Genomic DNA, 26,975 nt, shown 5'->3' with positions numbered 1-26,975 from the left:
CTTTGAACCGGCAACATGGGTTACACCTATTCCCCCGCATGCCACTCGCATGCGGGCTCCAATCGCGCGGTTTTGAGGTTAATATGACCGAGCAGATGGGTGCTGTATCGCACCTCGACCCGGTCATTCTCCACCTCTTGCAGGCCTACGCGATGTCTGGCTAACAGCCCGCTGATGTAGATCAGATGGCCCTGCCACTTGATTTCGCCGTTGTGACGAACGTTGCGAACCGCCTGGTCCACGTTATATTCAATCGGGCGCAGCACGGGCGAGTACCGACGCCTTGAGGGCTGATACACGCTGGCCGGTGTTTGCCTGCCCAGCGCCTCATGGCTGCGTTGTTCGTTAAACTCCTCACGGAATGCCTGCAGCGTGGTCTGTTGCTGCATCAAGCTTGTCCCGCGCATCCGTCCACCCACTGCTCGATTCAGTGAACCGTGCATGCGCTCGTGACGGGCATTCTGTGTGGGCGTTCCCGGCTTGCTACGATGCACCCCAATGCCCAGCTCGACCCACCATTTCGACAGTCGCGTCAGACCTCCTGCTGAGCGACTGGCGAAGGGCGCCCCGTTGTCGGACAAGATCCCCTCCGGCAGACCGTACTCATGGAAAACCCATTCCATAATCGGCTTCGCCTGGACGTAGTCTGTTGCGCTCACGCCATGACAGCCCAAGACATAACGGCTGGCATTGTCGGTTACCGTGAGCGGATAACACCAGCGCCCGCCGGCCGTCCGGTACTGCCCCTTGTAGTCCACACTCCACAGCGCATTATTGCGATCACCCAGTTCAAACGGTTGCGGGTCGGCCGGGTACGGCCGCTTGTAGCGCCGTTTCTTGACCAGACCCGCCGCTTTGAGTATCTCACCGGCCGTGCTGTCTGCCGGCAATGCCATCGCCGGTTCTAGCTCACGCAAGCGGTCCAGAACCTTCTTGGGGCCAAAGCTGGGATGGACTTTCTTGATCGCCACAATCTGTTCAGCCACGTCCTCCGTCACTGCATGTGGGCAATAGTGCGGCGCTCGGGAGCGCTCCTGCAGCCCACCGGCACCTTCCTCCTGGTAGCGCCTGATCCACTTGTAAGCCGTCTTGCGGCTAATGCCGTAGCCGCGGGCCAGATCGCTTACACCGTGCCCGCCCTGCAGCCAGGCCGCGATCAACTGCATCTTCAGATCCATTACACAAGTCTCTTTCCAGGGCATGGGCGCGTCCTCCTTGCCCATACCGTAACTTGTGTAACCCATGTTCCCGGCTTGAGGTGTTACCTATGTTGCCGGTTTGCACACTTCCGCCTACACCCGCCAGGGGAGAGAGGCTTAATACCGCAAGCTTTTGCAACACCCTCTGAAGCGTCGACTACATTTCCAGATAACTCGAGCATGTAGCAGATGCTTCAGCTTCTGAGGCGCCGAAGGTGCCCATAGTCTTATGACTCGTGCGGACGACCCCGGCTCCCTGTCACGCTAATCCGCGATGAACCAAAAGACTGTTCCTTAACGACGTTGGGCCAGTGCGTCTGTTACCTGGGATAGGCGCTGGCTCACGATTTCCCGTACCGGCGTACCAGGTGGAACCTTGCTTTGAGCTTCCTGCAGTTGTCGGCGGGCGGCTTCCAGGTCACCCATCAGGATGTAGTATTCAGCCCGGGCCCGGTGCACGCCGACGATATTTCGGGCCTGACCTTCGGCGTCGGCCAGTTTCTGCCACAGGTCGACGCTATCCGGAAACTGGTTCGTCAGTTGGGTGTAGAGGTCGGCTGCCTGCTGTGCATGGCCGGCCTCATACTGGGCGGCTGCAAGCTGGTAGAGGATAGGGTAGTTGCCGGGATTGCGGTGCAGCGCGGATTGCATCAGTGCGATCGCTTCATCGACCTTGCCGTTCTTCATCAAGGCTTCGGCCAGCGTGACTTGATAAGTGATGCGCCCCGGCGTTTTATCCAGAAGATCGCGAAGGATGGCCTCCGCCTGTCCCGGCTGATCAGCGCGCAAATGGGCGACGGCCAGACCGTAATGGGCCGTCGGCTCCGCCATTTCGCCGCGTCCGTCGATATAGGCCTGGAAGACTTCCACGGCTTGCTGCGGTGACTGGGAGTAGAGTACCTGGAGCCTCGCGCGCACGAGATGGTATTCCAGGGTGTCGTCGTGTTCCTTGTTCGGATACTGACTGGCCCGGTTTCGGGTGTCGGCGATACGGCTCTGGGTCAGGGGGTGCGTGGACAGGTATTCGGGCGGTTGCCCACCCTGGATGCGGTTCTGACGCATCATGATTTCGAACATCTCTGGCATGCCGCGCGGGTCCATGCCCGCGTCAGCCAGGATATCGAGACCAACCCGGTCCGCTTCCTGCTCGTTGGCCCGGCTGTATTGCAGCATGTTCTGCACCGCCAGGGCTTGGGTGCCTGCGATGGCGGCAATGCCAACGTCGGATTTGGTCACCGCTGACAGGATAATGCCAGCCAGCATGCCGGCGATCGTCATGGGGGCACTGGTTTCCTGTTGCTCCATCCGCCGGGCAAAGTGGCGCTGGCTCAGGTGGGCTAATTCGTGGGCCATCACGGACGCAAACTGCTGCTCTGTCTCGGCATTGAGGAACAGGCCGCCGTTGACGCCGATGATGCCGCCGGGTACCGCAAATGCGTTAATGGCGGGACTATCGATGACGACCATCTTAAGGTCGCGGTTTTCCAGTGGGGCGTACGGCACCAATCGGTACACAACGCTGGCCAAATAGTCCACGACCAGCGGATCATTGATCTGCTCAGCGGATCTGCGCAACGACTGCATGACCTGCCGTCCGATTGCGGCTTCCTGCTGATCGGAAATCAGACCGCCACCGACGCCACCGAGGGTCGGCAGGGATGTATCCTGGGCGTGGAGGGGGGTTAGCGCGGATACGCTCAGGACTATTCCCGCGGCGAGCCCCCTGATGTACTTATTGTGAAGTCGGCGGCGGGGGACTGAAGCAAGATGCATAACAGGCCTGATATACTCCCAAGTACGTGACAAGGCTGGCATAACTGAAGTGTAACGCAGTAGCGCCAGCGCGGATCATGACAGATTTAAAAGACTTTGGAAGCATTCCACGATTTTAAGGAACCCATGTCAGATCATTTTCTGGATACCAGCGGGCTACGCTGCCCGATGCCTCTACTCAAGACCAAGCTCCAATTGAACGCGATGCAGCCGGGTGAAACGCTCGAAGTTATCGCTACAGACCCCGGATCTGCGGAAGATATCCCGTCGTTCCTGAAATTGTCTTCTCATTCCCTGGAAAAGTCAGAAGAATCAGAGGGTCGGTACCGATTTTTGATACGCTGTGGCAATTAGGGGGCCGCTCAAGGTTCCTCACTAACCGGAGTTGTTAATGGTCAGAATTATTCGGGGCCTGGCCCACAAGTACTTTTCCGATGATGAAGCCGTCATCCTCTTTCTGCTGCTGATCATCGGGACGCTGGGCATTATCTGGCTGGGCCATACGTTGGCGCCGGTAATCGCTTCCGTCATCATTGCGTTCATTCTCCAGGGTCTCGTGACCAAGTTGACTGATCATGGTGTGCCCAACGCCGTCGCGGTCATCCTCGTATACCTCCTGTTTCTCGGTGTGCTGGTCGGTTTCCTGCTGGGTATGTTGCCGTTGCTCTGGATTCAGCTAACGTCGCTTGCCGGCGAGGCGCCCAGGATATTCCGTGAGATGCAAAGCTATCTGGAGCTTCTGCCGCAGGAGTACCCGAACCTTATCTCCATGGAGTCGATCAACAGTCTTTACCAGCAGGTGACTTCAGAGGCAGCCAACTTCACTCAGTGGCTGGTGTCTTTCTCGCTGTCCAGCATTCCGGACGTCATGGCGATCCTGATATACCTGGTTCTGTTGCCGATACTGGTGTTTTTCTTCCTCAAGGATCGGGATGTGCTGATGAGCGCGCTGGCGTCCACGCTGCCTCAGCAGCGTCCAATGATGCGTCGTATCTGGCATGAGGTGAACGAGCAATGCGCCAATTATGTACGCGGTAAGGCGGTCGAAATCGTCATTGTCGGAGGCGTGACTTTTGTTGCCTTTCGCATCATGGGGTTGCCTTACGCCGCGTTGTTGTCGCTGTTGGTGGGGCTGTCCGTGGTGATCCCGTACATTGGTGCGGCCGTTGTCACCGTACCGGTGGCCATGATCGGCCTGTTTGCCTTCGGCTGGAGCAGCGAATTCATCTGGCTGATGGTGATTTACGGCATTATCCAGGCGCTCGACGGCAACGTACTGGTGCCGGTGCTATTTTCCGAGGTCAATAACCTCCACCCGGTGGTCATTATCGTCGCAGTGTTGTTTTTTGGTGGTATCTGGGGGTTGTGGGGCGTCTTCTTCGCGATTCCCCTGGCGACCATGCTCAAGGCCATCTTTGCGGCCTGGCCGGTTCACCATGGATCACAGAACGAAGCAACGTAAAGTCGCTTGTTCGGATGGTGTGTAATGCGGGTAGATGACAGGCGCGGCGGGGTTCGCCGCGCCCGATATCGAAACTCCGAATGCCTATAGGCTCTGTACGGCTTCCAGCACTTCCTCAACGTGGCCTTTGACCTTTACACCACGCCATTCCTTCCGCAACACGCCTTCTTTATCGATAATGAATGTGCTGCGTTCTACGCCCAAGCTCTCCTTGCCGTACATCTTCTTGAGCTTTATCACGTCGAACAGCTTGCAAAGACTTTCGTCCTTATCGGACAGCAGATCGAACGGGAACGATTGCTTGGCCTTGAAGTTTTCATGAGATTTGATGCCGTCCCGGGAGACTCCGAGGATAACCGTATCGGCTTTCTCGAAGGCATCGTGATGATCGCGGAAGTCTCCCCCCTCGGTAGTGCAGCCCGGCGTGCTGTCCTTGGGGTAGAAGTAGATCACCACGTTATTGCTGCCGCGAAAATCAGACAGGCTGATGTTCTTGTCGCCCGTCGCTGGGGCGGTGAAATCCGGGACCGTCTTGTTGAGTTCAACAGCGCTCATTGCGTCTCCTTCCATTTTTTCAGGTTATCTCATAAGGCAAGTTTATAGGGTCGACCACCCCAATTGGATCGAATCTGCATGTGGTTTACGTTAGACGACCCCCGTACTTCTATAAAAAATACGCACGGGTATAAAAAGTAAGCTCGGGCGGCCCAAGGAATGGTTGTTTCGCCAGTCACCCGCAATTACCATTACCGTTTTACGCGAACGGAGTCTTTATGATCACTGGTAGCCTCGTCGCTCTGGTCACCCCCATGCACCCGGATGGCGAAGTGCACTGGGAACAGCTGGATAATCTGGTTGATTTCCATCTGGAAAACGGTACGCACGGTATTGTAGCCGTGGGAACCACCGGTGAATCGTCCACACTGGATCCAGATGAGCATTGTCGTGTTATTGGTCACATTATCAAGCGGGTCGAAGGTCGTATTCCGGTGATCGCCGGTACGGGCGGCAACTCTACCCGTGAAGCCATCGAGCTGACTACCGAGGCCCATAAACTGGGTGCCGATGCCTGTCTGCTGGTCGTGCCGTACTACAACAAGCCGACGCAGGAAGGACTCTATCGCCATTTCCGCACCATCGCCGAAGCCGTTCCAGTAGACCAGATTCTCTACAATGTCCCGGGCCGCACCGCCTGCGACATGATGAACGAGACGGTCGAGCGCCTGGCGGATATCCCCAATATCGTTGCTATCAAGGACGCGACCGGCAATATTCCCCGGGGCGAGGAACTGATCCGTCGTGTCGAGGACCGTATGGTGGTCTACTCCGGGGACGACGCAACAGCAGCCGACCTGATGCTATGTGGGGGCAAGGGTAATATCTCCGTTACCGCCAACGTCGCCCCACGGGGCATGGCTGACCTTTGCGAGGCGGCTATTGCCGGTGACCGCACACGCGTGGAGAGCATTAATGAAAAGTTGATGCCGCTGCATCGTAAGCTCTTCCTCGAGGCCAACCCCATTCCGGTCAAATGGGCCCTGCATCGCATGGGCTTGATTGGCGAGGGTATCCGCCTGCCACTGACACCGCTCGATCCCAAGTTCCACGCTGAGGTTGAGGAAGCGCTGAATAGCGCAGGTGTTCTTTGAGTCCACACAAACAGGTGGGGGCGGGCGAAACAGGCCTGTCCCGGAGTCGTTTGATGCAAGCCTACCCACGTCGTGCCCGCTTGGTTGCGGGCGCCCTTATGCTGGGCCTCCTGACAGGCTGCGGCCTGATTCAGGACCGTTCCGACGAATACCGCAACGCGCCTGCAGGCGACACCGTCAAGGTGCCGGATTGGCAAAGCAAGGCGCGTATCCAGCCGGCCTATCCGGTTCGCGAGGCCCGGGCAGGAGACGCTGTCGCCCAGGGTGAGTTCTCCGTACCGCGCCCGCCGGACATGACCTCGGAGATCCTCGACGAGAACTACGTGGTCGAGGAACTCAACGGCCAGGTCTGGCTGCTGGTCAACGAAGTGCCCGGCCGGGTCTGGCCCATGGTGTCCTCGTACCTTACCGAGCGTGGTCTGGGGGTCGCCCAGGAAAACCCGCAGATTGGCCTGTTGCAGACCGATATCGCCAACTATAGCCAGCGTGCACGCGCGCTACTGGGTATAAATGGGGAAAGCGCAAACGATGAGCTGACGCTTGTGCAGGCCCGGGTCTCGCCCGGCGTACGGCGCAAGACCACCGAAATCCAGTTCCGGGTGCGGGATCTGGCGAACCGCCCCGAGAGTATGCTCCAGTGGCCGTCGGAAACGTCTGTGATGGCACAGGAGCGCGATCTGCTTGCTGACCTGGGTGACTACCTGAGGCAACGGGAAGACACCAAGTCTTACTCACGCGCAGCACTGAACATACCTAGCGCACCTAAGGTCAAGCTGGTTTCAGGGCAGAGCGACGACCCCCGCATCGAGATGGAACTGAGCTTCGATCGGGCTTGGTCGGAGGTGAATCGGGCGCTCTCCGAAGCTGATATTCCGCTGGTGGATATCGATCGTAGTGCGGGTCAGTTCTACGTCGACTACCGCAGCGAGGAAGAACTCGAATCCGGCTGGTTCGACTGGTTTGCAGACGAGCCGGAACCGGAGTACACCTACCTCGTGACCATTCGTCAGGAGGACGGCGTGGTGAACTTGCGTACCCAGATGGCACCGGATCATGACGGCGAGAATCGATCCGCTCGTCTGCTGTCGGAATTGTTCGAATACCTCTATTAACAGCTTTATCGGCAGCCTGTCGGGCTGCCGTGCTTATCGGAGAACGAAGATGGAAAAGCGCGAGGCGCTCTATTCAGGCAAAGCCAAATCGGTTTACACCACCGACGACCCCGAACGCTTCGTACTGCTATTTCGCGACGATACCTCGGCCTTCGACGGCGAAAAGAAAGAGCAGCTGGCCCGCAAGGGTATGGTGAACAACCGCTTCAATGCATTCGTCATGGAAAAGCTGGAAGAGGCGGGGATCCCGACGCATTTCGAGAAACTGCTGTCGCCGGTCGAGTCGTTGGTCAAAAAGCTGGATATGATTCCTGTCGAGTGTGTCGTGCGTAACTATTCCGCTGGCAGCCTTTGCCGCAGGCTGGGCGTGGAAGAGGGGCTGGAGTTGACTCCGCCGACCTTTGAGCTGTTCCTCAAGAACGATGCCATGCATGACCCGATGATAAACGAGTCCCTGGCGGAGACTTTTGGGTGGGCCACGGCCGACGACCTGGCCCAGATGAAAGTGCTGACCTACCGTGTCAACGAGGTACTCAAGAGGCTGTTCGATGACGCCGGTATGCTCCTGGTGGATTACAAGCTTGAATTTGGCCGGAGCAACGGCCAGATTGTGCTGGGCGATGAGTTCAGCCCGGACGGCTGCCGTATCTGGGATAAGGAAACTCGCAAGAAGATGGACAAGGACCGCTTCCGGCAGGGTCTGGGAGAAGTCATCGAAGCCTATGAAGAGGTCGGCCATCGACTCGGTATTCAATTCGATTGACTTGACGCGAGGGGGCCTGACGGGGTCGCCCTCATTATGGACGAACAAGTACAGGTGAGCTTCATGAGAAAAACTGCATTAGTCTTACTCGGCGGCGTGACCTGCTTTAGCTCGGTAGCGGCAGCCGATGTCCTGGGGCTGGGAGCCAATGTCAGCTATTGGGATTCGGATCTAACGGGCACGGCACGCCAGGGTGGCGATTCAGTAAATGTCGATAACGATCTTGATCTGGACAGCGACAGCAACGCCAATCTGACGGCGATTTTCGAACATCCGGTTCCGCTGCTTCCGAACGTGCGACTGAACTACACGGCTATCGAGCAAAGTGGACGTGGAGAATTAGGCGCGGGCGGTTACGATAATCTCCCCGCTGATGCCGAGGTCAATTCCGATCTGGACTTGGATCAGCTCGACCTGACGATGTATTACGAAGTTCTGGACAACTGGGTCAACCTCGATGCAGGTCTAACCGTTCGGAAAATGGATGGCGAACTGACGATAAGAGATGTGGCGCGTTTGTCTCCTGTGAGCAAAACAGAGATTGATGCTGTCGTTCCGATGCTCTATGCCGCGGCCCGTTTCGATTTGCCACTGACAGGTTTGTCGGTTGGCGTCGAAGGTAATGGTGTCAGTTACGGTGGCGATTCCATCGTCGATGGGGCCGGCTATGCCCAGTATGACCTTTCCGTACTGCGGCTTCGGGCGGGATATCGCCAGATGAACATCGATTATGAAGATGGCGACGAGGCCCTGGATATCGAGCTCGGTGGCCCGTTCATCAGCGCTGGTGTCGATTTCTGATCGGTTCCTTTCGCGTTAAGTGTCAAAGAGCGCCTGTCGGCGCTCTTTTTTTGAAAGGCTGCTTGGCATACGCTTGAGGTCTTGCTCCCTGTCCTGCGCGATCAGCTTGGACCGTGACGGAAGTAGGGCAGTGAGAGTCTAGCGCCTTAGACAATTCACCCGGGTTTGGCCCGACAGCGTGGATAGAAACAGGGAGATTACCTTGAAAATTTTGGTTACCGGCACTGCAGGCTTTATTGGCTCTCATCTGGCGCATCGGCTCTTGGCCCGTGGCGATGAGGTGATCGGCGTTGACAACGTCAACGACTACTACGATGTAAACCTGAAGGAAGCCCGCCTGGCGCGTCTGGTCAACCAGGAAGGATTTACCGAGATTCGGCGCGATGTGGCCGATCGTGAAGCGATGGAAGATGTGTTCCGCGAGTTCCAGCCCGAACGTGTCGTCCATCTGGCAGCCCAGGCTGGCGTGCGTTACTCCCTTGAAAATCCCCACGCCTATGTGGATGCCAACCTGGTTGGTTTCATGAACATCCTCGAAGGCTGCCGCCACAACGACGTCAAGCACCTGGTCTACGCCTCCAGCAGTTCGGTCTACGGTGCCAACGAATCCATGCCGTTCTCCGTCCATGACAACGTGGATCACCCGCTGAGCCTCTACGCAGCCTCCAAGAAGGCCAACGAGCTGATGGCCCATACATACAGTCATCTTTACCGACTGCCGACCACCGGCCTGCGCTTCTTCACCGTCTACGGCCCTTGGGGGCGTCCTGACATGGCCCTGTTCATCTTCACCAAGAAGATCCTGGCCGGCGAACCCATCGACGTCTTCAACCACGGCCACCATAAGCGAGACTTCACCTATATCGATGACATCGTCGAGGGTGTCATTCGCACGCTTGATAGCGTCGCCCAGCCCAATAGCGAGTGGAGTGGTGCCGACCCTGACCCGGGCACCAGCAACGCGCCATACCGGATCTACAATATCGGCAGTAACAATCCGGTCGAACTGAGCCGTTTCATCGAAATCATTGAGGAGCGCATTGGCCGTAAGGCTGAGAAAAACTTCCTTCCCATGCAGCCGGGCGATGTACCGGCCACCTATGCCGACGTCCATGCGCTGATCGACGACGTGGGCTACAAGCCGGACACCCCAGTAGAGGAGGGAATTGCTCGTTTTGTAGACTGGTATCGGGACTTTTATCGAGTGTAATTGTTTTTTTACTGGTCCGGGCAAAAAACGGGTTGACCGCCCCCATCCGGACCAGTATAGTTCTGCCCCGTTGACGGAGGACCATAGCTCAGTTGGTTAGAGCGCTACCTTGACATGGTAGAGGTCGGCAGTTCGAATCTGCCTGGTCCTACCACCGAATTCCGAATTAAGGCAGTGGGTTACGTGTTTTGTAGCCACTGCCTTTTTTTGTGCCCGCAAAATTCCTGCAATTCTCCTGCAAAACCCCTTAGCATACAGTGTCTTCGATGTGTACATTGATTGTTCAGGAAGGGGCGTTTTTACGATTCTTATTTAGCTACTGGCAGGGATTAGAAACGTTATGCAATCGATTGACTCCGAACAGGCGCTGGAAGTGTTGGAGCAAACTTCAACGGACGGGACGGAGTGTTGGAACAATTGGATTGAGCAAAACCTTGATGCAAAAATTAGTTTCGAAGGGATTGACTTCTTGGAGTATTTGGTCATGGATTCAGGTGGCTCTAGCGTTCTCAACTTCAGCGGTATGCGATTTCCAAAAGGTGGATTGGCTTTTAAGAGATGCAGTTTTGGGAATGCAGATATCCTATTTGAAGATTGCGATTTTACTGGTGGTGAGTTGACCATTCACATGCCGACAAGCTTTGGCGGAAATATATCGTTTCAGTCTTCCAAGTTTAAGAATGCCTCCCTGAAGTTTTCGGATATAAGGAAAATAAGGTACGTAGATTTCACGAACCTATTTTCGAAAAATTCCAAATTTGAATTCGAAATGTGTGGATTCGAAAGAGGATTTGTCGATTTCACTGGTTCTGAGATTGTTGGTGGTTTTATACGTTTCTATAATTGCGACGCGATGTTGTCGTTGATTGCATTGCATGAAATGGAGATTAGAAATACAAGTATATTTTTTAATAGAGGTTTGTATGAAAAATCTTCTATAACTATTGTTGAGCTAAAAACAGGTGAGGGAGATTTAGAGTTTGATGATTTGAGACTTGTAGAATCCGACTTGCATATTGATTTTGAGGAAGCTGATACTGGACTAGTTTCGGTCGAGAATTGCTGGATTGACGGTTCTTTGTATTTCAATATTCAGGATTCTTACTGTCCTAAGTTGCTATCGCTTCGAGGGACAACGATCGACGGACCAGTCAACTTATGTGCTACTAAGTTCGCAAATGTACCAGACTTCACGCTTACCCGTATTAATAACCATATCTCTTTCCGAGGGTTTGATTATGAGCTTTTAAGAAGTGAGGGTGTCTTTAAAACTATCATAGATATCGACGACGTTGAAAGAATACAACGGCTAAAGGAGTTAGCGGTTCAAAACGGCGATCATGGCTTGGCGCTTAGGCTTCATGCTGATGAGATGCGAGCCAAACGTTGGGTTTCCCACGGTAAATTTATTTCAATGATAGATCTTCTATTTTCTACGTTTTCAGATTATGGCATGAGCATTATCAGACCTCTGATATGTCTCGGTTCAATTATTTTATCATTTCCTTTGCTGTATAGATGTTATCTTTCCGATGCCGCCGTTGAATCGAGTTACGCAGATTTATTGGTGTTATCCTGCAGTAACAGTCTCCCTTTCATACCGATTTCAAGAGAGGCAAGAAGCTTACTTCTTGACGTAATGCCATTTGTGGCAGATAGTTTGCCTCAACTATATTGTCTCTTTGCGTTCCAGGGTATCCTATCTTTCGTTCTTCTTTTTCTTCTGGGTCTAGCGTTTCGAAATCAGTTCCGCCTATAAATTTAGGCGCTATTAATTTCATGGCTTTGTAAATACCCTCTGAGGGCGTTTTTTTATGGCCAGAATATACCGTTTGAACGTAGCAAGCTTACCGCCGCAAGATCAGCTTCCGAACCGCGCTCCAGCGATTAATCAGCAACGCTGCGAAGATCAGCGAGCATCCCCCCAACTGCACTCCTGACATCGACTCACCAAACCAGCCCGCAGCGAAAATCGCGACCCAGACTGGCTCCAGCACCAGGATCACGACCCCGTGACTATGGATGGACAGGCTTTGGGCATAGGTTTGTACGAAGAAGCGTCCCGCGGTGCCGATGGTGGCGCTGGCCAGAACCCAGACCCATAGCATCGGCTGGACATCCATGAAAGTGGGCGACCAAGGCTCTCGGATGGCCGAGAGAGTCAGCGTGACAAGGCCGACGGTGGTCAGCGCAATTGCTGTCAGTGCCAGCGCTGGTACGCGCTCCTTGCGTGTTTCACTGCCGTCGCGGCGTTGTGCAACTCGGGTATTGGCTGCGCGTGTATTGAGTGTGAAGTAGAGCGCAAAGATACAGGCGGCAATGACGAAGAATAACTGCCCCGGTTCTGGGCGAAAGCCATTGCGCAGGGAGAGTAGCGCAAGGCCGGTTATAGCGATGGGGAGCGCAAGCCATGTGGATATCGGCTGTGCTTCCTTGAACGCGATGCGGGCGATCAAAGGCACGATCACGACGCCCAGGCTGGTGAGAAAGGCGCCCTCGCCAACATGTTCGGTCAGGAACAGACCTGTAATCCAGCAGCTCATAGCGACGCCGAACACCAGCCCGACTCCTATCGCTCGACGGAACTGGTCAGCCGTCAACCGTCTTATTTGGTGCTGACCGGCGGCGATCAGGATGGATCCGGCGATCAGGAAGCGTAGCGCCATGAACAGAAGTGGCGGCATGAGCAATACCGCCTCCTTGGAAAACATCCAGCTTATCGCCGCCAGTAATGTGACGACGACCATCAACAGATCGGCCTTGCGGGAGTCTGGGAGGTTCATTCAGTGAAACAACTCGTCGGTAGGTGAAAGGCGACGCAGTTTATCACGGGATCGTTAGGGAGCGAACGTTATACCTTCGGCCACCGACCGCCTGTCCATATCGAAAAAAGACCCTTCAGTTTCACTGGGGCTAATCTGCAGTCGCCTCCAACTCGAAGCGTAGGTGCACTTCATCCCCAACCATATCCAGTCCGTAATCCATGCCCCAGCGGCTGCGCTCGACGGTGGTCGTGGCCGACATGCCGAGGGTGTAGTCGCCGTGTCCGAACGGATAGTCGGCCATTTTATTGAGAGTAACGTCCAGCGAAACGGAATGGGTCTGTCCAAGCATGGTCAGGTCGCCGGTCAACACCCCTTGCTTGTCGCTATTTCGGGTGAAATCCTTGAACTCGAAGACGATCTCCGGATATTCCGCCGCGTTGAGAAAATCGTCGCTGCGCAGGTGATCGTCACGGTCTTCGTTATCCGTGAATACGCTGTCGCTTTGCACAACCACCCGACCTTCGCCGAAACTCCCGGCTGCCTCGTCATAGACAAAGCTGCCCTCGGCCTCCGTGAAAAAGCCCAACACACTGGCGTATCCGAGATGGTTCACTGCGAAGGAGATGGCGAAGTGTTCCGGGTCGATGGTGAATTCTGTCGGTTCTGCGTGGAGCGGCGCCGCGAGCAGCGTCGCAAGGGATAGCGCACAGGTGGTGGAAACGAGCCGTTGCATGTTTCTCTCCTTGTGGGAGCCTCTGAGTAACTCCTGAATCGTCTCTACGAGCCCTTCGGGGCTTTCAGAGCAATCCACACTCCGCGTTGCGACTTTTTGAAAGGCAACCAGCCTTCCTGCAAAGTTGTGCCTTGATTGTGAATCGCTCTGAAAGCTAGAGGCGACTCAGGAGTTAAGCAGAAGCTCCTTAGCGTTTGGGTTGCCTGATCAGCCAGACGATATCCTTCATGAAGGAATAGGTTAGCAGAGCCAGTGCCAGCGCGAGTAAGCCAGTTGCCATCGACGGCGTGATCAGGGGGAGCAGGCAGATCATCAACGTCACCAGTTGCCAGACGCAAATCGTCTTGCGACGGAAACTCTCGGGCAACGGCTGCGTCAGCTTCGGATAGAGCCGACCCATGACAACGAAGATATACCGATATAGACCGATCAGCAGTACCCAAGCGCCGGCCTTGTCCATCACGATCGTCAATCCACAGAGGATCAGTATCAGCAGGGCGTCGAGCTCCATGTCGAAACGCGCGCCGAAGGCGGAGTGACTCCGCGTCCTGCGGGCAGCGGCGCCATCGACGCCGTCGAGAATCAGTGCAATCAAGGTAATCGATGCGACCGTCCAGGCATGGGTTTGGGCGTATTCGTTGAAGGGGATAAAACCGGCGACCACACATATCAGCACGCCACGTCCGAGGGTTACCTGATTGGCCAGGCCGAGGGAATCTGCATCTTGGGGTCGGTGGGTCGGAGGTGAGAGTGCCCAGAACACGCCTACGGCAGCGGTAAGACCGAGGCCAAGCAGCGTGGTGAATGCCACGAAAGGAACTGCAAGATGCAGCGTGAATGACAGCAAGGCTGCTGCAGTAATGGTTAGCCCGGCTGCAACGGCAAGCTCGGAAGCGATTTTTGCGGGTAGACCCGCCGGCCTTGAAATATCCATAAATGGACGCCCGCGTAATCTTGATCCATTAAGTGTCGGCAACTGACAGGTGTTCAATCAAGCCCTATGTTCGTCGAGTGAACGCCGGTTGCATTTAACCGTAGTTTACGACTTTACTGTTGCCTTGGATTGCGTAAGGAGCACGCTCATGACCGATTCGGCCCCGTCCCAAAACGATGGCCATACCCCAAGCCGCAACTATCAGGGGAAAGCATACTGGATAACCGGCCCGCGTGAGGGAGAAATCCGGCCGGTCGCTGTCGAGCGTGACGGCCTCGAGCTTTCCGGGGATATCGTTGTAGAGACTCTGTACAGTGGTATCAGCCGCGGTACCGAGAGTCTGGTCTTCAACGATGCGATACCCGAATCGGAATATCAACGGATGCGCTGTCCCTTCCAGGAAGGTGAATTCCCTTGGCCGGTCAAATATGGATACGCCAATGTCGGCCGGGTGCTCGAAGGGCCGGCCGAATTGCGAAATCGAGCCGTTTTTTCGCTCTTTCCCCACCAGACCTGTTTCCGGATACCGTCGTCTGCCGTGACGCCTTTGCCCGAAAGATTGCCGCCCGAGCGGGCGGTGCTCGCGGCTAACATGGAAACGGCCGTCAACGCCCTTTGGGATGCTGCACCACGGCTGGGGGATCGTATCGCTGTCATCGGGTGTGGTGTGGTGGGCTCTCTGGTGGCCTGGCTTGCAAGTCGGGTTCCGGGAACCCGTGTGCTGGCTGTCGATCCCAATACCAAACGTGAATCCGTGTTGAGAGGCCTCGGGGTTCGGTGTCAGCCGCAGCCTGATGCCCGGGACGATTATGATCTGGTGATTCACGCCAGCGGCCATCCCGACGGCCTTCAAACGGCATTGGAAATGGCGGGCGTGGAAGGGCGGATCGTCGAGATGAGCTGGTTCGGGGATCAAGCAGTGAGCCTCAATCTTGGCGGTGCCTTCCATTCGCGGCGTCTGTCCCTGATCTCAAGCCAGGTGGGGCGGGTTTCGCCGATTCAGGCGCCACGTTGGTCCTACGGTGACCGCATGGCCCTGGCTCTGCGTTTGCTCCAGGCCGATGAACTGGATCACCTGATAAATTCGGAGTGCACGTTCGACCAATTGCCCCAGCGGATGCCTGAGATTACTGCAGACACGACAGATATCCTTTGCCATCGCGTAACCTACTAGTCAACGAACGACCAAGGAAAAGTCCATGTTCAGTCTTACCGTTCGCGATCATATGATGATCGCCCACAGCTTTAACTCCCCCCGTTTCGGCCCGGCGCAGAAGCTTCACGGCGCAACCTATGTCGTGGATGTGTCCTTCTTCCGTGAGCAACTGGATCAGGACGACCTGGTGATCGATATCGGTCTCGCGTCTGAGCAACTCAAGGCGGTAGTCGATGAGTTCAATCTGACGAATCTTGACGAACAGGCCGAATTCGAGGGTCGCAACACGACCACGGAATTCATGGCCAAGGTCATTTTCGACCGGCTGGCCAAGCGGATTGACAGTGGATCCCTCGGTGAGGAGGCCCAAGGATTGAGCCGGATGCGTGTCTGTCTCAGCGAATCCCATATCGCCTGGGCGACCTTTGAAGATGCGCTCTGATCGTCCGCATATCGTATTTCTCGCTCCCGGCGATCCCAACCAGCGCACGGGTGGCTACGGTTATACCCGACGTATTGTCCAATGCCTTCGTGACCGCGGACATACCGTAGATCTCGATGGGCTGGAGGGCGCTTTCCCGGAAACGGATGCGCTGGCTCAACGGGCCATGGATAACGCCCTCGATGCCCTGGAAGACAATACCGTCGTCATCATCGATGGATTGGCGCTTTGTGGCCTGCCTGCGTTGGCGGATCGCCATATCCAGCGCCTGCGTGTGCTGGCACTGGAGCACCACCCTTTGGCGGACGAAACCGGTTTGACGCAGGCACAGCAAGCGTATTTCTTCCAGAGCGAAAAGGCAGCCCTGGCAAGGGTTGGGGGCGTGATCGTCACCAGCGATTTCACCGCGCGACGACTGCAGGATTTCGATGTCGATCCGTCGCGAATCGAAGTCGTGACACCCGGCGTCGATCGGCCCGTGCCCGCCGACGCCGGTAAGCGCCTGGTATCGGATCGTCCGCTGGAGATTCTCTGTGTCGCGACCCTCGCACCGCGCAAAGCGCAGGATGTTTTGGTCGAAGCGCTGGCACGATGTCAGGACTATGACTGGCACTGCACCCTGGCGGGATCGACCGATCGTCACCCCGACTATGTCGCTTCCCTCAAGGCGCAGATTGATCAGTTGCACCTCAATGATCGTATCGAACTCTGTGGCGAGCTGGAGGAACAGGGTCTGGCTGAGGCCTATCGCAATGCCGATCTGTTCGTCTTGCCTTCCTGGTACGAGGGGTACGGAATGGTGATTACCGAAGCCTTGGCTTATGGTTTGCCAGTAATTACAACGACCGGCGGCGCCTTGGCTTATACCGCGTCAGACCAGGCGGCCATCAAGGTACAACCAGGGGACGCCGGAGCGCTGGGCGCTGCGATGATACAGCTGTTCTCGTCATCCGAGCGTCTCCAGCAACTGGTTGCAGGTGCGGCACAGGCGAGGGACGAGCTGCAGAGCTGGTCCGAGGCCGGGGAACGTTTTGCGAAGGCGATCGATACGTTGCTCTCCGGTCGCTGATAGGGCATTTGGAGAGCTCATTGGTATAACGATGGTGGACAACCATGGTGGAGCCGTTGGCACATCGGGCGTCGCTTTTTGCCGGTGACTGGCTGGCAAATCGAGAGCCCGCCGATCATGCTGCTCGAAGCAGCGACCTTACTCAAAGACTGGTTCGCTGGATCATGACCAGGTCTCCGCAGGCGGAGGTTTACCAGATGCTCGATCTGGGGTGCGGTACTGGCTCCAACATGAGGTACCTGGCGCCACGGCTGCCGGGCGGCCAGGCATGGACATTGGTTGACCATGACCCTGGCCATCTCGAAGCCGCAGACCGTCTGTGCAAGGAACTACCGGGCGTCTCCAGTTTCGCTACCCGGCTGCAGCGCCTGGAAGAGGGTTTGGGCGTAGCGATTCCTGACGAGACAGACGTCGTTACCGGTTCGGCACTGTTGGACCTCGTGTCCGGAGATTGGCTGGAGAATCTGGCGGCACGGGCGGACGAGATTTCCGCAGCCGTTCTTTTTACGCTTTCCTATAGCGGTGACTTCCTCCTATCACCCATGCTCGAAGACGACGGCTGGATATTACGCGCAGTGAACGAGCACCAGCGGTCTGAAAAGGGGAGTGGCCGCGCCTTGGGGCCCGATGCCTGGTTTCAATGTGCCCAGGCGTTTGAACCCCGTGGCTACCATGTTTTCAGTGCACCCTCAGCGTGGGTGTTGGGCGAACCCCTCCGCAACCTGCAGGTACAGCTTTTCGAAGGCTGGGCCGAGGCAGCCGCGGAGCAACGTCCGAACGAGGCTGGGCGAGCGGATGCCTGGTTGACCCAGCGCCTGAAGCTGCTAGACGATGTCGCATCCGAAACCCGCGTCTTTCATCAGGATGTCCTTGCGCTGCCCGACGATGCAGCCACTTCTCCAGTCAAGGATGGGGCTAGGCCCGTATGAGTCGTTATCTGCCGTACCTCCGGTGGATCTGGACCCTGACTATCCTCACGGGCGCTCTGGTCGTGTTCGGTCAGGCGGACATCGTCTCGCATCTGGAAGGTCTGTCGCTCACGGCCGTCGCCTTAGCCCTTGGACTGTTTACCTTGCAGCTTTTCATGTCGGCGTGGCGCTGGAGCTTCACGGCTCGTCAACTGGGCCTTGCCATCGACTGGCGGGATGCCCTGCGTGAATACTATCTGGCGACCTTCGTTAACCAGGTATTGCCCGGCGGTGTGTTGGGGGACGCGAATCGGGCGTTGCGTCATGGTGCCATGACGCGTCAGCGCTCCCGGGCTGTCCATGCGGTGATGATTGAGCGACTTTCCGGCCAGGTGGTTTTAGTGATCCTGGCGGTCACGGCCTGGGCCTTCCTGCTATCCGATCGAGATGGGGTGGCGCTCTCTGCAGGCGCTGGCGGTGTTCATGTCGGTCTTGTTGCTGCCGGAATGGTTTTTGTGGCGATATTGGCCGCGACCTTTTTTCGTGCCCGTGTGGGGCCCCTGATCGCCGCTTTTCGCGATGCGCTCTGGGTAGCACTGCTCCAGCCGAAGGTGCTCGGGGTTCAAATGCTGAGTTCGGCCCTAGTCGTGGGCAGTTATGTGATGGTCTTTTTGGTGTTGGCCTGGGGCATGGATGTTTCGATGCCCCAGTCCATACTGGTGCCTTGCGTTCTGTGTCTGCTGATGACCATGGTGATTCCGGTTACCGTGGCCGGATGGGGTATTCGCGAGGGTGTTGCCGGCGCACTGTGGGTCTGGGCTGGTTATCCGGCTGGCGAAGGGCTGGCCCTGAGCATCGCGTATGGTGCGCTGTTCCTGATCTCAAGCTTGCCCGGCTTACCGTTTGTGTTGCCTCGGGCTTGTGTCCGCGCTTTCGCCAAATCAGGGCGCCCTTAAACACATGTCAAACAGGTAGTCCGAGCCGAGGGTGTAAGCTTTGGTCTCGGGACGCAGGGCGAGGTCCAATTGGTCGATTTCGGGCAGTTGGAGAGCGGGAATGCCGCTGCCAATGATCATCGGCGCGACGATCAGATGCAGGCGGTCAAGACAGCCTGCATGCAGGAAGCTGGAGACGGTTTGGCTGCCGCCCTCGATAAAGATACGACGATAGCCCCGCGCGCGCAGGGCATCGACAATGGCCCCCGGTGTGATAGGGGTACCGTCTGGCGCAACCTGAAGCTCATGTTCTGAATTCGGCGCTCCTGCGACCAGGCGGTAGGTTGGCGCAGAGGACATATCGAATACGGCCTGATCCGGGTCGATACGCCGTCTAGGGTCAATTACGGCCCGGTCTGGATGCGGGCCATCCACACGGCGGACTGTCAGTCGCGGATTGTCTGCGTGGACCGTACCGGCACCGACCACGACGATGTCCGCCATGGCTCTCAGCCGGTGAAGATGATCGAGCCCCGCCTCCCCATTGATGTAATGGGAGGCGCCGGTCACTGTGGCGATGCGCCCGTCCAGGCTCTGGCCAACCTGGGCGAAAACCACTGACGGTCGTGCGGGATGGCAAAAGGGCATGAAGCAGTCGATCAGTTCCGCCGTCGTTGGGTCTGCAGGCTCGGCATGCAGGGTCCAAAGGCCGTCGCTCAAGGTCGTTAGCAGTGGAACGTCAGCCATCGGCAAGGTCACGGACCCCGGAATCGTCGATGCCCGGGTGGTCAGCAACAACTGCCAGGCGTCCTGGAAACTGATCCGTTTTGCAGCCATTTCTGTAAACGTCCTTAGTGATCAATACGGTACTGCCCGATGGTACCCAAGTGTACCTGAACCACGAGGAATTGGATGATGCGCAAGGTTGAGCGAGCCATAGTCGAACTGAAGGCCGGCGAGCCGGTACTGGTGACCGATGGGGACGAGGCTGCCCTGGTTTTCAGTATCGAAGGCGTGGATTCGCCCGCTTTCGAGGCCTGGATCGACAGGCTGAATGCGTCTTCGGTGGCCGTAACCTTGACTCGTAAGCGATTGGAAAGTCTGGGCATTGATCATTCTTCCACGTCGGGCGGCGTGTTGGAGATCCCCTTGACCGATACGATGGGAATGGCCCCCCTGATCGATTCCCTACAGCGGCTGGGCACGCAGACAACGACAAACAGCGGCGTGAGTTCGTCAGATCTCGCCGAACCAGAAGCCATCCAGCAGGCTAGCCTGACCCTCATGCGGCAGGGACGACTTTTACCGGCGTCCGTATCGATCGGTGTTCCAACTGATGCTCGACCGGAGATCGACGGTGCGCTCCATTCCCAGGACCTGATGCGCGTCGATGCGGCCGACGTGTCGGACTTCGAGCAAACGGTCGAGCGCCACCTACACCGTGTCTCTGAAGCACAGGTGCCGCTCGAGGGCGCCGAAGAAACACGCTTCGTACTGTTTCGCGAGGGTAGTGGCCTGCGCGAACACCTGGCCTTGCTGATTGGTGATCCGTCGCACTGGCCCGATCCCGTGCCGGTACGCATGCACTCCGCCTGTCTGACCGGCGACCTGTTCGGTAGCCTTCGCTGTGACTGTGGTGAGCAATTGCGGGGTGCCGTTCGGTCGATCTCGGAAGAGGGCGGCGGTGTGCTGCTGTATCTGGCGCAAGAGGGACGCGATATCGGCTTGGCGAACAAGTTAAGGGCGTACAGCCTGCAGGACCAGGGATTGGATACGGTTGACGCTGACCAGGTACTGGGTTTTGCGGATGATGAGAGGCGCTATGGTGTTGCTGTCGGCATGCTGCGGTCGCTCGGCATCGAACGTATCGATCTCTTGACCAACAACCCTGGCAAGATCCAGGCAATCCTCGATGGCGGCATTGAGGTGGGTAAGCGTCGCGAACTGCTTGGCAGGGTGACGCCATACAACCGCCGCTATCTCGCCGCCAAGGCAGAGCGTTCTGGCCACCTGTTGGGTGCTTCGCTGAAGACCGGTTAGCGGAGGAGCTTCAAATTGAATTGCTGAGCTTCCCGAATGGTTGTCGCCAGTGCTCGAGCGAAGTGGGCCACCAGCTTTTCACCCTGGCTGGTCGTCGCCTGCGCAGCCCTCCCCACGACACCCGCCGGGTTCAGGTCCTGGCCCATCCACGCGAAAGCGGCCTCGTTCTCGGGGCCGAGCTTCTCATTGTTTGCCAACAGGTTGTCGTCCAAGGCCTCGAAATTCTGGAGATGCTCGAGACGGACCGAATCGCGCGCGAGGTATAGCATCATCGCCGTTTCCAGTTCGCCGCCGTGAATACCGCGGGCAAGCTCTGAGGCTTCCACAAGGTCACTCGGCGTCTTGAAGCGGAAATAGTTGGCTTTTACCACGAGCATGCCGAAGCGTTGGCGCAACTGCAGGGCCGCCAGGTCGATAATCTGGCGGTTGCCACCGTGACTATTGAAGATCACCAGGCGATGCACGCCACTGGCAGCCACAGACTGGCCGATGTCCACCAGCACGTCGATGGCGGTGTCGGGCCGAAGCGACAGTGTGCCGGAAAACGAGGTATGTTCCAGGCTGAGACCGACGGTGACTGTCGGCAGGACCAGTGCGGAGGCGCCATCCAATTGGTCCAGCGCCTTGAGCAGGATGCCTTCGCCAATGATCAGGTCCGTGGACAGAGGAAGATGCGGGCCGTGCTGTTCAATGGCCGCCACCGGCAATATGGCCACAGTACTGTCACCAACGACATCGGCTAATTCCTCGGTCGTCAGGTCCTGCCAATAATGAACGGTGTCGTCCATACCTTACCTCGTGTTCCAATTCCATTGAGCTCCCGGCTGTCTGTTCGGGAGCGTTCCTTTCTGCTCGTGAGAGTTTCTCTGTCTGTACGCATTCTAGCTCAAGTCACCGCAACTTGATTTAGGATGAACAGGTGCCTCCAGCCTGTTTGCCGATGCGACGTCGTCATCTGACCGGTGACATCGCAGAACTGTGACCATTGCGCGTGGAAATGAGTGTGGGGTGTAATGGTCGCACTAAAATTGACGGCCCCACCGAGGAGACTGCTTTGGTCGATACCACCAGCACTCAGCCCGATGTCCAGAATGGGTTGGCAATGCTCTCTATTCCGCAATCGGCGGAACGCTATTGGACAGAAGGGGCCCTTGCCGACTTTTTGCAGACCGTCCAGGCTTTGGGGCTGGACCCTGCGGTGAGAGCCTTGATCCTGACCGGCGAGCCGGGTCAGCCTTTTTCTCATGGGCTAGAGCTAACAGCAGTGCGTGAGGGCAGCAAGGTGGCCTCCGCGGGTATTGGCCGTCAGTTCGCCCAGGCATTTGCCGCGCTGCGCCGCTTTCCCGGTGTTTCGGTAGCGGCATTGACCGGAAATGCCTCCGACGCCGGTCTGGAATGTGCGTTATGCTGTGATTTCAGGATTGCCGAACCTGGCAGCCAGTTTTCCATGGTCCCTGCACGGTATGGTCTCGTGCCGGTCGCTGGCGGAAGCCAACTGTTACCGCGACTGGTCGGGGAAGTCTGGGCGAAGCGGCTCCTGTTGTGTGGGGAGACGGTGGATGCCGAGCAGGCATTGGCCATCGGATTGGTGGACGCCGTCAGCGAGTCCGGCGGGGCGGTGGAACTGGCCGCAGATTGGGCCAGGCGCTCGTTTGCCCAGGGGCCGACGGCTATCCGGGCGACCAAACAGCTTATTGAACACGCACGCATGCGCCCGCTGGAAACCGGGTTTGCGGCGGAACGCGACTGGCTGGTGGAGCTACAGGGTACAGCTGAGCAGATCGAAGGCGTGCGGGCCGGCGTCGAGGGCCGTCAGCCTCACTGGCAGGATGATTCAGGGATTCAGGAATAGGGGAGTGATCGGTGATGCGGTATATGAAGTCCTTTCATCGACGGTTGAAAACGCTGCGCGAGATGAAGCAATTGTCAGTGAGCGATGTGGCGCGCCTGGTCGACTCCGATGAGCGCAGGGTCTTGAGCTGGGAGAGCGACAACCCGAAAAACCGGACCTACCCCGACATCGATGAACTCATGGACCTCTGCCTGAAAACCGAGACCGGGCTTGAGGCCTTGCTGGACTTCGAGGATGCTCCGGACGCGGGGCAAATGGAATTGCCGGGACTCGCCTTCAGCAACGATGTCGATCTCACCAAGGTCCTAGACACGCTGGAGCAGGAGATTGAGCGGCTGAAGCCGTCGGAAGAAGAAGTGGAATTGCTGCGCCGATTCCGCAAGACCACTGCGGAGAACCGGCGCATGATTATCCAGCTATTGGGTTAGTGTCGCTGGCTGGGTGGGGTTGGCAACTTAACCAGCGACACTTATCACCTCATTCGCCGTTTTTGTAGATGTTCTCGTAAACGTAGTTGGTGGCCTGTACGAAACCGTCGATGCTGCCGCAGTCAAAGCGACGGCCGCGGAATTTGTAGGCCAGCACCATCCCTGACTGGGCCTGCTGCAGGAGGGCATCGGTAATCTGCACTTCGCCGTTCTTGCCGGGCTCGGTGTTCTCGATGATCTCGAAAATGTCCGGCGTCAGGATGTAGCGGCCAATGATGGCGAGGTTGGACGGTGCGTTCTCAGGTGCCGGCTTCTCCACCATGTCGGTGATACGGTACAGGCCGTCTTTCAATGTTTCCCCGGCGATAACCCCGTACTTGTGAGTCTCGTCTTCCGGCACTTCTTCGATGGCAACGATCGAGCAGCGGAACTGCTTGTATAGCTCAGCCATTTGCGCCAGCACGCCGATATCACCCGGCTCCGGTACACAGAAGTCGTCCGCCAGGATAACGGCAAATGCGTTGTCGCCCATGAGGTTGCGACCGGTCCAGATGGCATGGCCCAGGCCTTTCATCTCATTCTGGCGAGTGAAGGAGAAGGTGTTGTGGTCGATCAGGTCACGGATCGAGGTCAGAAGGTTTTCCTTACCTGAACCAGCGATCTGGTGCTCAAGCTCGTAACTGATATCGAAGTGATCTTCGATCGCCCGTTTGCCTCGCCCGGTCACGAAACCGAACTCACTGATTCCCGCCTCGGCTGCTTCCTCAACACCATACTGCACCAACGGTTTGTTCACGACGGGCAGGATCTCTTTCGGCATAGCCTTGGTCGCCGGAAGGAACCGGGTACCGTAACCAGCGACGGGGAATAAGCACTTCCTGATCATAACGTTCGTCCTTTTGGCTGCTAATTCAGAACCTGTATAAAGCGGAAAAGCTGCCTCTCAGGCATCCAATACAGGTTTCTGCACAAAGTTTGCCAAGTGTAACCAAGTTGATGTGACAAATGGAGTGCTGCCCCCTTACCGGTTATTCACGTTATCCGAGGCGGACTGGCGACCCATTCGCGCCCCGTTTTGGGGCGCTGGAATCCTTTAGGGGCTCTCCAGCTTTCACCGGGGAGTGACTTGACGGGACAGGGTAGGCATCAACATTCGAATATAAGTGTAGCGATGAAGTACGGGAATTGCCGCCAAATAATCTGGAATTCTGCATTTCCTGTATTCGACAACGTCGCATTGAGCAACACCGTCGTTTCTTCCAGAATTCGCATTTAATTTTCGTTACAAGTTTTTGTTTTTTGATAAAAATTAAAATTGTAAAATTTTGAAAATAAGGGCTGGTACTACTTCATTTCCTTCCCTATAGTCCCCGCAGTTGCCGATCGATAGTCCGGTCAGTTTTTGAACAGCTCATTTTTATCAGTGTTAGAGCTAACGGATCGGAAGATCGATGTCTGGAAGATTCCTTCGGTTAAAGGCAGGCCGATTGGAAACGGACTCATGAGCAAAGATTGACGGCAAGACGGCCAGCAGAGCTGGCGAACATAAGAGAATGATCCCAAGTAAGTCGTCTGGGTGGCCAAGGAAGGGCCGGAAATAACGAATTTTCCCTACGTTAATACCTATGCTCAGGCTGCCATGTCGGCCTGATGGAGACGCTTGCTCGTGAGATTTTGGTTGGGTGCACTTTTTCTAAGTGTTATCAGTGCAGAAGCGATGGCGCTCGATGGGGGTGTTGCCCCGATTGAACTGCCGGCCGTTGCGCACTCCGACCTTTCCGGCGTCCTGGATGCAGCCATCGTCCAGGATAACGAGCACAGCTGGCTCACCTCCCGAAACCATTCGACCGCACCTTCTCGTTCAGACGCTATGTTGTCTGACGACATGAAAGCCGATTGGCCGAAGGGGCGTTGCGTCCGGATCGACTCCATTCGTATGCCAGGTCTCCAGTTGATCCCCAAGCGTCTGGAGACCCGTGTTTCCGCCATGGTTCAGCCTCATGCCCGGCAGTGTGTCGACCCGGGCAGGCTGGATGCGCTCACCCGTCGAATCAACGAAGTCTTGCAGGTCGACGGCAAACCCGAGGCCATCGCGGAATTGCCTGATCGACCGATCGTCAACGGGGTATTGACGCTGCGCTTCCGCGATACGGCAATGGCGGCACGTCGCTCACGTGCATCCGGCGGCGGGACATCGATCCGTTTACGGTCCCCCGAGTCCATTGAACCGCCCAAGTCCAAGGCAACGGTCAAGACTCGCTCGATGCCGGTCTATGGCCTCGGCCGCTGGACCGATACTTCCCAGCGGTCCACCTCAGAGCCGCAGCAGGCCATGCCTCTTGCGGGGATCGAGCAAAATAGTGTTGCGCCTACCGTCACACTGCAACGGGTACAGAACCACTGGCTGGCTTCGCATTTGCAATTTGCAGGCAACTCGGCGCAAAGCGACGAAGGTCACCACGGCCGTATTGGGCTCGCGGCGAACGGGCTGGTTCAGGCTGATCACGATATTCGGCTCGACTTTAACGAGTCCGCATCACAGCGGGTCGAGAACGAGTCCGAAGCCATCGCTTTCAGCTATTCCTTCCCGCTGGGCGCAAACCGATTCAGTCTGTATGCGAACAGCTATGAGCATCAGAGTACGGTCGTCGGCGACGAGGGCAAGTATGAGGCCAGCGGAGAAGGGCGGAAATTCAACGTCAGCAATCGTCGATCCCTGTTCTCGTTTGCGGGTATGTCTTTCGACAGCGTAATGAGTATGTCGAGCAGCCAGGCGCGTTATTTCGAGCGAGGGGAGTGGATCGAGGATTCTTCGCGTCAACTGTCGAAGTTCACCCTGGAGGGCGCGACCAGCCGGGATCTGTGGTTCGACGTGCGCTCCACTACGCGCATCTCTGCCGTAAGCGGCCTGGAGGTCCTAAGCAAAGATTACGATATGGAAGAGAGCCTTGACGAGGATGACCGCTTTCATAAGTTTTCGATCTCCAGCAGTCTTAGCAAGGAGTTATACAGCTGGCAGTGGGGTGTGACCGGGCGATACCAGTTTTCTCCAAGCGACCTGCCGGATTCCGAGTATCTCCTGGTGGCTGGTCCTGCCATGATCGCCGGTTTCAACGGCCAGTCGCTGGCGGCGGCGGAAGGTGGCTGGCTGCGCGTGGATGCCAACAGTCCAAGCTTCGGCGTGCCGTTGCTGTCCGATCTGCGCTCGGATATACGTTTCTCCGTGTTGCAGGGCTGGGTGCCTTACGACGACATGCAGTCGGATCGCTATGGTTCGGCCAGTGCTGCAGAGATCTCGCTGCGATTCCAGGGGCGCGGCTTGAGGGCGGATGTCAGTGTCGGGCGGATGCTTGGCTCTTCCAGCTTGTCGACTGACAAACCTGACGTACCCGACGTTTCGCTCTCTCTTTCCCTGGGCTTGTAAACGAAAGATCCTCTACCGGATCACATATGGGGCGTTGTTCGCCCCGTGCCTTTCCTGACGATCCTAGTCCTTCTTCGGAATCAGCTTTCTTTCCGGGTAAAACTCCATACGGTCGGGCTGTTTCCCTTATTCCTGCATATACTGTAATTGGTCTGGACGTCCCACATAAGCGGGTGTCAGCGGATCGGCGATGTGTCTTACATAGATGTCACTTGAAGCGCAAGCTACTGACAGTGTTACATTATTAAACAATGAGACGCCTACGATGACTGAATGTCGTCGAATCTGAAGGATATTTCGAAGGTTCGTTTCCGCATTGT

Annotated in this window: 26 protein-coding genes and 1 tRNA gene; 18 read left to right on the top strand and 9 right to left on the bottom strand. The window is 56.7% G+C overall.

Annotated elements, in window-relative coordinates:
• Window positions 1-26: 26 nt before the first annotated feature.
• Together RE428_RS13605 and RE428_RS13600 are read right to left on the bottom strand one after the other, a co-directional pair.
• Window positions 27-1,244 (bottom strand): integrase core domain-containing protein, encoded by a 1,218-nt coding sequence (locus RE428_RS13605; protein ID WP_227500176.1) that lies wholly within the window; start codon window positions 1,242-1,244, stop codon window positions 27-29.
• 249 nt (window positions 1,245-1,493) lie between these two features.
• Window positions 1,494-2,972, bottom strand: a complete 1,479-nt coding sequence (locus tag RE428_RS13600; RefSeq protein ID WP_004582571.1) for a M48 family metalloprotease — start codon at window positions 2,970-2,972, stop codon at window positions 1,494-1,496.
• A 126-nt stretch (window positions 2,973-3,098) separates the two neighbouring features.
• Here RE428_RS13600 and RE428_RS13595 point away from each other — a divergent pair, with 126 nt between their 5' ends.
• The gene (locus RE428_RS13595) at window positions 3,099-3,326 is read left to right on the top strand and encodes a sulfurtransferase TusA family protein (RefSeq protein ID WP_004582570.1); all 228 of its coding nucleotides are present in this window, start codon (window positions 3,099-3,101) and stop codon (window positions 3,324-3,326) included.
• 37 nt (window positions 3,327-3,363) lie between these two features.
• Entirely contained in the window at window positions 3,364-4,434 is a 1,071-nt protein-coding gene (locus tag RE428_RS13590) for an AI-2E family transporter (RefSeq protein ID WP_004582569.1), read from the top strand.
• 84 nt (window positions 4,435-4,518) lie between these two features.
• On the opposite strand, the gene RE428_RS13585 is transcribed toward RE428_RS13590, so the two are convergent.
• Window positions 4,519-4,989, bottom strand: coding sequence for a peroxiredoxin (locus tag RE428_RS13585; RefSeq protein ID WP_004582568.1), 471 nt, complete (start codon window positions 4,987-4,989; stop codon window positions 4,519-4,521).
• A 218-nt stretch (window positions 4,990-5,207) separates the two neighbouring features.
• On the opposite strand from RE428_RS13585, the gene dapA reads away from it, so the two are divergent.
• The 7 genes from dapA (at window position 5,208) to RE428_RS13550 (ending at window position 11,728) form a co-directional block, all read left to right on the top strand.
• Window positions 5,208-6,083, top strand: a complete 876-nt coding sequence (dapA, locus tag RE428_RS13580) for a 4-hydroxy-tetrahydrodipicolinate synthase (RefSeq protein ID WP_004582567.1) — start codon at window positions 5,208-5,210, stop codon at window positions 6,081-6,083.
• 53 nt (window positions 6,084-6,136) lie between these two features.
• Window positions 6,137-7,195 (top strand): outer membrane protein assembly factor BamC, encoded by a 1,059-nt coding sequence (bamC, locus tag RE428_RS13575; protein WP_004582566.1) that lies wholly within the window; start codon window positions 6,137-6,139, stop codon window positions 7,193-7,195.
• Between the two features lie 49 nt (window positions 7,196-7,244).
• Entirely contained in the window at window positions 7,245-7,958 is a 714-nt protein-coding gene (gene purC / locus RE428_RS13570; protein WP_004582565.1) for a phosphoribosylaminoimidazolesuccinocarboxamide synthase, read from the top strand.
• A 36-nt stretch (window positions 7,959-7,994) separates the two neighbouring features.
• Window positions 7,995-8,759: a TIGR04219 family outer membrane beta-barrel protein gene (locus RE428_RS13565; protein ID WP_004582564.1), complete on the top strand. Its 765-nt coding sequence runs from the start codon at window positions 7,995-7,997 to the stop codon at window positions 8,757-8,759.
• Window positions 8,760-8,961: 202 nt separating this feature from the next.
• A complete protein-coding gene (locus RE428_RS13560; protein ID WP_004582563.1) occupies window positions 8,962-9,969 on the top strand; it encodes an NAD-dependent epimerase in 1,008 nt (335 codons plus the stop codon).
• A gap of 77 nt (window positions 9,970-10,046) precedes the next feature.
• Window positions 10,047-10,123, top strand: a tRNA-Val gene (locus RE428_RS13555).
• Window positions 10,124-10,309: 186 nt separating this feature from the next.
• Entirely contained in the window at window positions 10,310-11,728 is a 1,419-nt protein-coding gene (locus tag RE428_RS13550; protein ID WP_004582562.1) for a hypothetical protein, read from the top strand.
• An 88-nt stretch (window positions 11,729-11,816) separates the two neighbouring features.
• On the opposite strand, the gene RE428_RS13545 is transcribed toward RE428_RS13550, so the two are convergent.
• The 3 genes from RE428_RS13545 to RE428_RS13535 all read right to left on the bottom strand — a co-directional run bounded on the left by RE428_RS13545 (window position 11,817) and on the right by RE428_RS13535 (window position 14,401).
• Window positions 11,817-12,752: a DMT family transporter gene (locus RE428_RS13545; RefSeq protein WP_004582561.1), complete on the bottom strand. Its 936-nt coding sequence runs from the start codon at window positions 12,750-12,752 to the stop codon at window positions 11,817-11,819.
• A 130-nt stretch (window positions 12,753-12,882) separates the two neighbouring features.
• Window positions 12,883-13,467: a YceI family protein gene (locus RE428_RS13540; protein ID WP_004582560.1), complete on the bottom strand. Its 585-nt coding sequence runs from the start codon at window positions 13,465-13,467 to the stop codon at window positions 12,883-12,885.
• A gap of 187 nt (window positions 13,468-13,654) precedes the next feature.
• Window positions 13,655-14,401, bottom strand: coding sequence for a CDP-alcohol phosphatidyltransferase family protein (locus RE428_RS13535; RefSeq protein WP_004582559.1), 747 nt, complete (start codon window positions 14,399-14,401; stop codon window positions 13,655-13,657).
• Between the two features lie 148 nt (window positions 14,402-14,549).
• Between RE428_RS13535 and RE428_RS13530 the strand changes: the two genes are divergently transcribed.
• The 5 genes from RE428_RS13530 to RE428_RS13510 all read left to right on the top strand — a co-directional run bounded on the left by RE428_RS13530 (window position 14,550) and on the right by RE428_RS13510 (window position 18,932).
• Window positions 14,550-15,575: a zinc-dependent alcohol dehydrogenase gene (locus tag RE428_RS13530; RefSeq protein ID WP_004582558.1), complete on the top strand. Its 1,026-nt coding sequence runs from the start codon at window positions 14,550-14,552 to the stop codon at window positions 15,573-15,575.
• Between the two features lie 25 nt (window positions 15,576-15,600).
• Window positions 15,601-15,999 (top strand): 6-pyruvoyl trahydropterin synthase family protein, encoded by a 399-nt coding sequence (locus tag RE428_RS13525; protein WP_004582557.1) that lies wholly within the window; start codon window positions 15,601-15,603, stop codon window positions 15,997-15,999.
• A complete protein-coding gene (locus tag RE428_RS13520) occupies window positions 15,989-17,068 on the top strand; it encodes a glycosyltransferase family 4 protein (protein WP_004582556.1) in 1,080 nt (359 codons plus the stop codon). The genes RE428_RS13525 and RE428_RS13520 overlap by 11 nt, the downstream gene beginning before the upstream one ends.
• 164 nt (window positions 17,069-17,232) lie before the next feature.
• Entirely contained in the window at window positions 17,233-17,997 is a 765-nt protein-coding gene (locus tag RE428_RS13515; protein WP_169334082.1) for a methyltransferase domain-containing protein, read from the top strand.
• A complete protein-coding gene (locus RE428_RS13510) occupies window positions 17,994-18,932 on the top strand; it encodes a lysylphosphatidylglycerol synthase transmembrane domain-containing protein (protein ID WP_004582554.1) in 939 nt (312 codons plus the stop codon). The genes RE428_RS13515 and RE428_RS13510 overlap by 4 nt, the downstream gene beginning before the upstream one ends.
• Here the strand turns inward: RE428_RS13510 and RE428_RS13505 are convergent.
• Window positions 18,918-19,748, bottom strand: a complete 831-nt coding sequence (locus tag RE428_RS13505; protein ID WP_004582553.1) for a RibD family protein — start codon at window positions 19,746-19,748, stop codon at window positions 18,918-18,920. The two genes, RE428_RS13510 and RE428_RS13505, sit on opposite strands and share 15 nt — an antisense overlap.
• 564 nt (window positions 19,749-20,312) lie before the next feature.
• On the opposite strand from RE428_RS13505, the gene RE428_RS24460 reads away from it, so the two are divergent.
• The gene (locus tag RE428_RS24460; RefSeq protein ID WP_406564739.1) at window positions 20,313-20,951 is read left to right on the top strand and encodes a GTP cyclohydrolase II; all 639 of its coding nucleotides are present in this window, start codon (window positions 20,313-20,315) and stop codon (window positions 20,949-20,951) included.
• Here the strand turns inward: RE428_RS24460 and RE428_RS13495 are convergent.
• Complete coding sequence (locus RE428_RS13495) at window positions 20,948-21,739, bottom strand: creatininase family protein (RefSeq protein ID WP_004582551.1); 792 nt, start codon at window positions 21,737-21,739, stop codon at window positions 20,948-20,950. The two genes, RE428_RS24460 and RE428_RS13495, sit on opposite strands and share 4 nt — an antisense overlap.
• 266 nt (window positions 21,740-22,005) lie before the next feature.
• Here RE428_RS13495 and RE428_RS13490 point away from each other — a divergent pair, with 266 nt between their 5' ends.
• Both RE428_RS13490 and RE428_RS13485 read left to right on the top strand, forming a co-directional pair.
• Window positions 22,006-22,803: an enoyl-CoA hydratase-related protein gene (locus RE428_RS13490; protein WP_004582550.1), complete on the top strand. Its 798-nt coding sequence runs from the start codon at window positions 22,006-22,008 to the stop codon at window positions 22,801-22,803.
• A gap of 23 nt (window positions 22,804-22,826) precedes the next feature.
• On the top strand, window positions 22,827-23,231 hold the full coding sequence (locus tag RE428_RS13485) for a helix-turn-helix domain-containing protein (RefSeq protein ID WP_227500250.1): 405 nt from the start codon (window positions 22,827-22,829) through the stop codon (window positions 23,229-23,231).
• A gap of 49 nt (window positions 23,232-23,280) precedes the next feature.
• Here RE428_RS13485 and galU read toward each other — a convergent pair whose 3' ends face one another.
• The gene (gene galU, locus RE428_RS13480; protein WP_004582547.1) at window positions 23,281-24,117 is read right to left on the bottom strand and encodes a UTP--glucose-1-phosphate uridylyltransferase GalU; all 837 of its coding nucleotides are present in this window, start codon (window positions 24,115-24,117) and stop codon (window positions 23,281-23,283) included.
• Window positions 24,118-24,897: 780 nt separating this feature from the next.
• Here galU and RE428_RS13475 point away from each other — a divergent pair.
• Window positions 24,898-26,655 carry a ShlB/FhaC/HecB family hemolysin secretion/activation protein gene (locus RE428_RS13475; protein ID WP_154660770.1) on the top strand — a complete coding sequence of 586 codons (1,758 nt, stop codon included), beginning with the start codon at window positions 24,898-24,900 and terminating at the stop codon, window positions 26,653-26,655.
• Window positions 26,656-26,975 lie beyond the last annotated feature (320 nt).

The organism is Marinobacter nanhaiticus D15-8W (assembly GCF_036511935.1).
GTDB classification, from domain to species: domain Bacteria; phylum Pseudomonadota; class Gammaproteobacteria; order Pseudomonadales; family Oleiphilaceae; genus Marinobacter_A; species Marinobacter_A nanhaiticus.
This window is presented reverse-complemented; position numbering and strand designations above follow the sequence as displayed.

Excerpts from the sequence above, each read along its gene's own strand:
- RE428_RS13605 (WP_227500176.1), bottom strand. The coding sequence starts at position 1,244 with ATGGGTTACACAAGTTACGGTATGGGCAAGGAGGACGCGCCCATGCCC.
- RE428_RS13600 (WP_004582571.1), bottom strand. The coding sequence starts at position 2,972 with ATGCATCTTGCTTCAGTCCCCCGCCGCCGACTTCACAATAAGTACATC.
- RE428_RS13595 (WP_004582570.1), top strand. The coding sequence starts at position 3,099 with ATGTCAGATCATTTTCTGGATACCAGCGGGCTACGCTGCCCGATGCCT.
- RE428_RS13590 (WP_004582569.1), top strand. The coding sequence starts at position 3,364 with ATGGTCAGAATTATTCGGGGCCTGGCCCACAAGTACTTTTCCGATGAT.
- RE428_RS13585 (WP_004582568.1), bottom strand. The coding sequence starts at position 4,989 with ATGAGCGCTGTTGAACTCAACAAGACGGTCCCGGATTTCACCGCCCCA.
- dapA (WP_004582567.1), top strand. The coding sequence starts at position 5,208 with ATGATCACTGGTAGCCTCGTCGCTCTGGTCACCCCCATGCACCCGGAT.
- bamC (WP_004582566.1), top strand. The coding sequence starts at position 6,137 with ATGCAAGCCTACCCACGTCGTGCCCGCTTGGTTGCGGGCGCCCTTATG.
- purC (WP_004582565.1), top strand. The coding sequence starts at position 7,245 with ATGGAAAAGCGCGAGGCGCTCTATTCAGGCAAAGCCAAATCGGTTTAC.
- RE428_RS13565 (WP_004582564.1), top strand. The coding sequence starts at position 7,995 with ATGGACGAACAAGTACAGGTGAGCTTCATGAGAAAAACTGCATTAGTC.
- RE428_RS13550 (WP_004582562.1), top strand. The coding sequence starts at position 10,310 with ATGCAATCGATTGACTCCGAACAGGCGCTGGAAGTGTTGGAGCAAACT.
- RE428_RS13545 (WP_004582561.1), bottom strand. The coding sequence starts at position 12,752 with ATGAACCTCCCAGACTCCCGCAAGGCCGATCTGTTGATGGTCGTCGTC.
- RE428_RS13540 (WP_004582560.1), bottom strand. The coding sequence starts at position 13,467 with ATGCAACGGCTCGTTTCCACCACCTGTGCGCTATCCCTTGCGACGCTG.
- RE428_RS13535 (WP_004582559.1), bottom strand. The coding sequence starts at position 14,401 with ATGGATATTTCAAGGCCGGCGGGTCTACCCGCAAAAATCGCTTCCGAG.
- RE428_RS13530 (WP_004582558.1), top strand. The coding sequence starts at position 14,550 with ATGACCGATTCGGCCCCGTCCCAAAACGATGGCCATACCCCAAGCCGC.
- RE428_RS13525 (WP_004582557.1), top strand. The coding sequence starts at position 15,601 with ATGTTCAGTCTTACCGTTCGCGATCATATGATGATCGCCCACAGCTTT.
- RE428_RS13520 (WP_004582556.1), top strand. The coding sequence starts at position 15,989 with ATGCGCTCTGATCGTCCGCATATCGTATTTCTCGCTCCCGGCGATCCC.
- RE428_RS13515 (WP_169334082.1), top strand. The coding sequence starts at position 17,233 with ATGACCAGGTCTCCGCAGGCGGAGGTTTACCAGATGCTCGATCTGGGG.
- RE428_RS13510 (WP_004582554.1), top strand. The coding sequence starts at position 17,994 with ATGAGTCGTTATCTGCCGTACCTCCGGTGGATCTGGACCCTGACTATC.
- RE428_RS13505 (WP_004582553.1), bottom strand. The coding sequence starts at position 19,748 with ATGGCTGCAAAACGGATCAGTTTCCAGGACGCCTGGCAGTTGTTGCTG.
- RE428_RS13495 (WP_004582551.1), bottom strand. The coding sequence starts at position 21,739 with ATGGACGACACCGTTCATTATTGGCAGGACCTGACGACCGAGGAATTA.
- RE428_RS13485 (WP_227500250.1), top strand. The coding sequence starts at position 22,827 with ATGAAGTCCTTTCATCGACGGTTGAAAACGCTGCGCGAGATGAAGCAA.
- galU (WP_004582547.1), bottom strand. The coding sequence starts at position 24,117 with ATGATCAGGAAGTGCTTATTCCCCGTCGCTGGTTACGGTACCCGGTTC.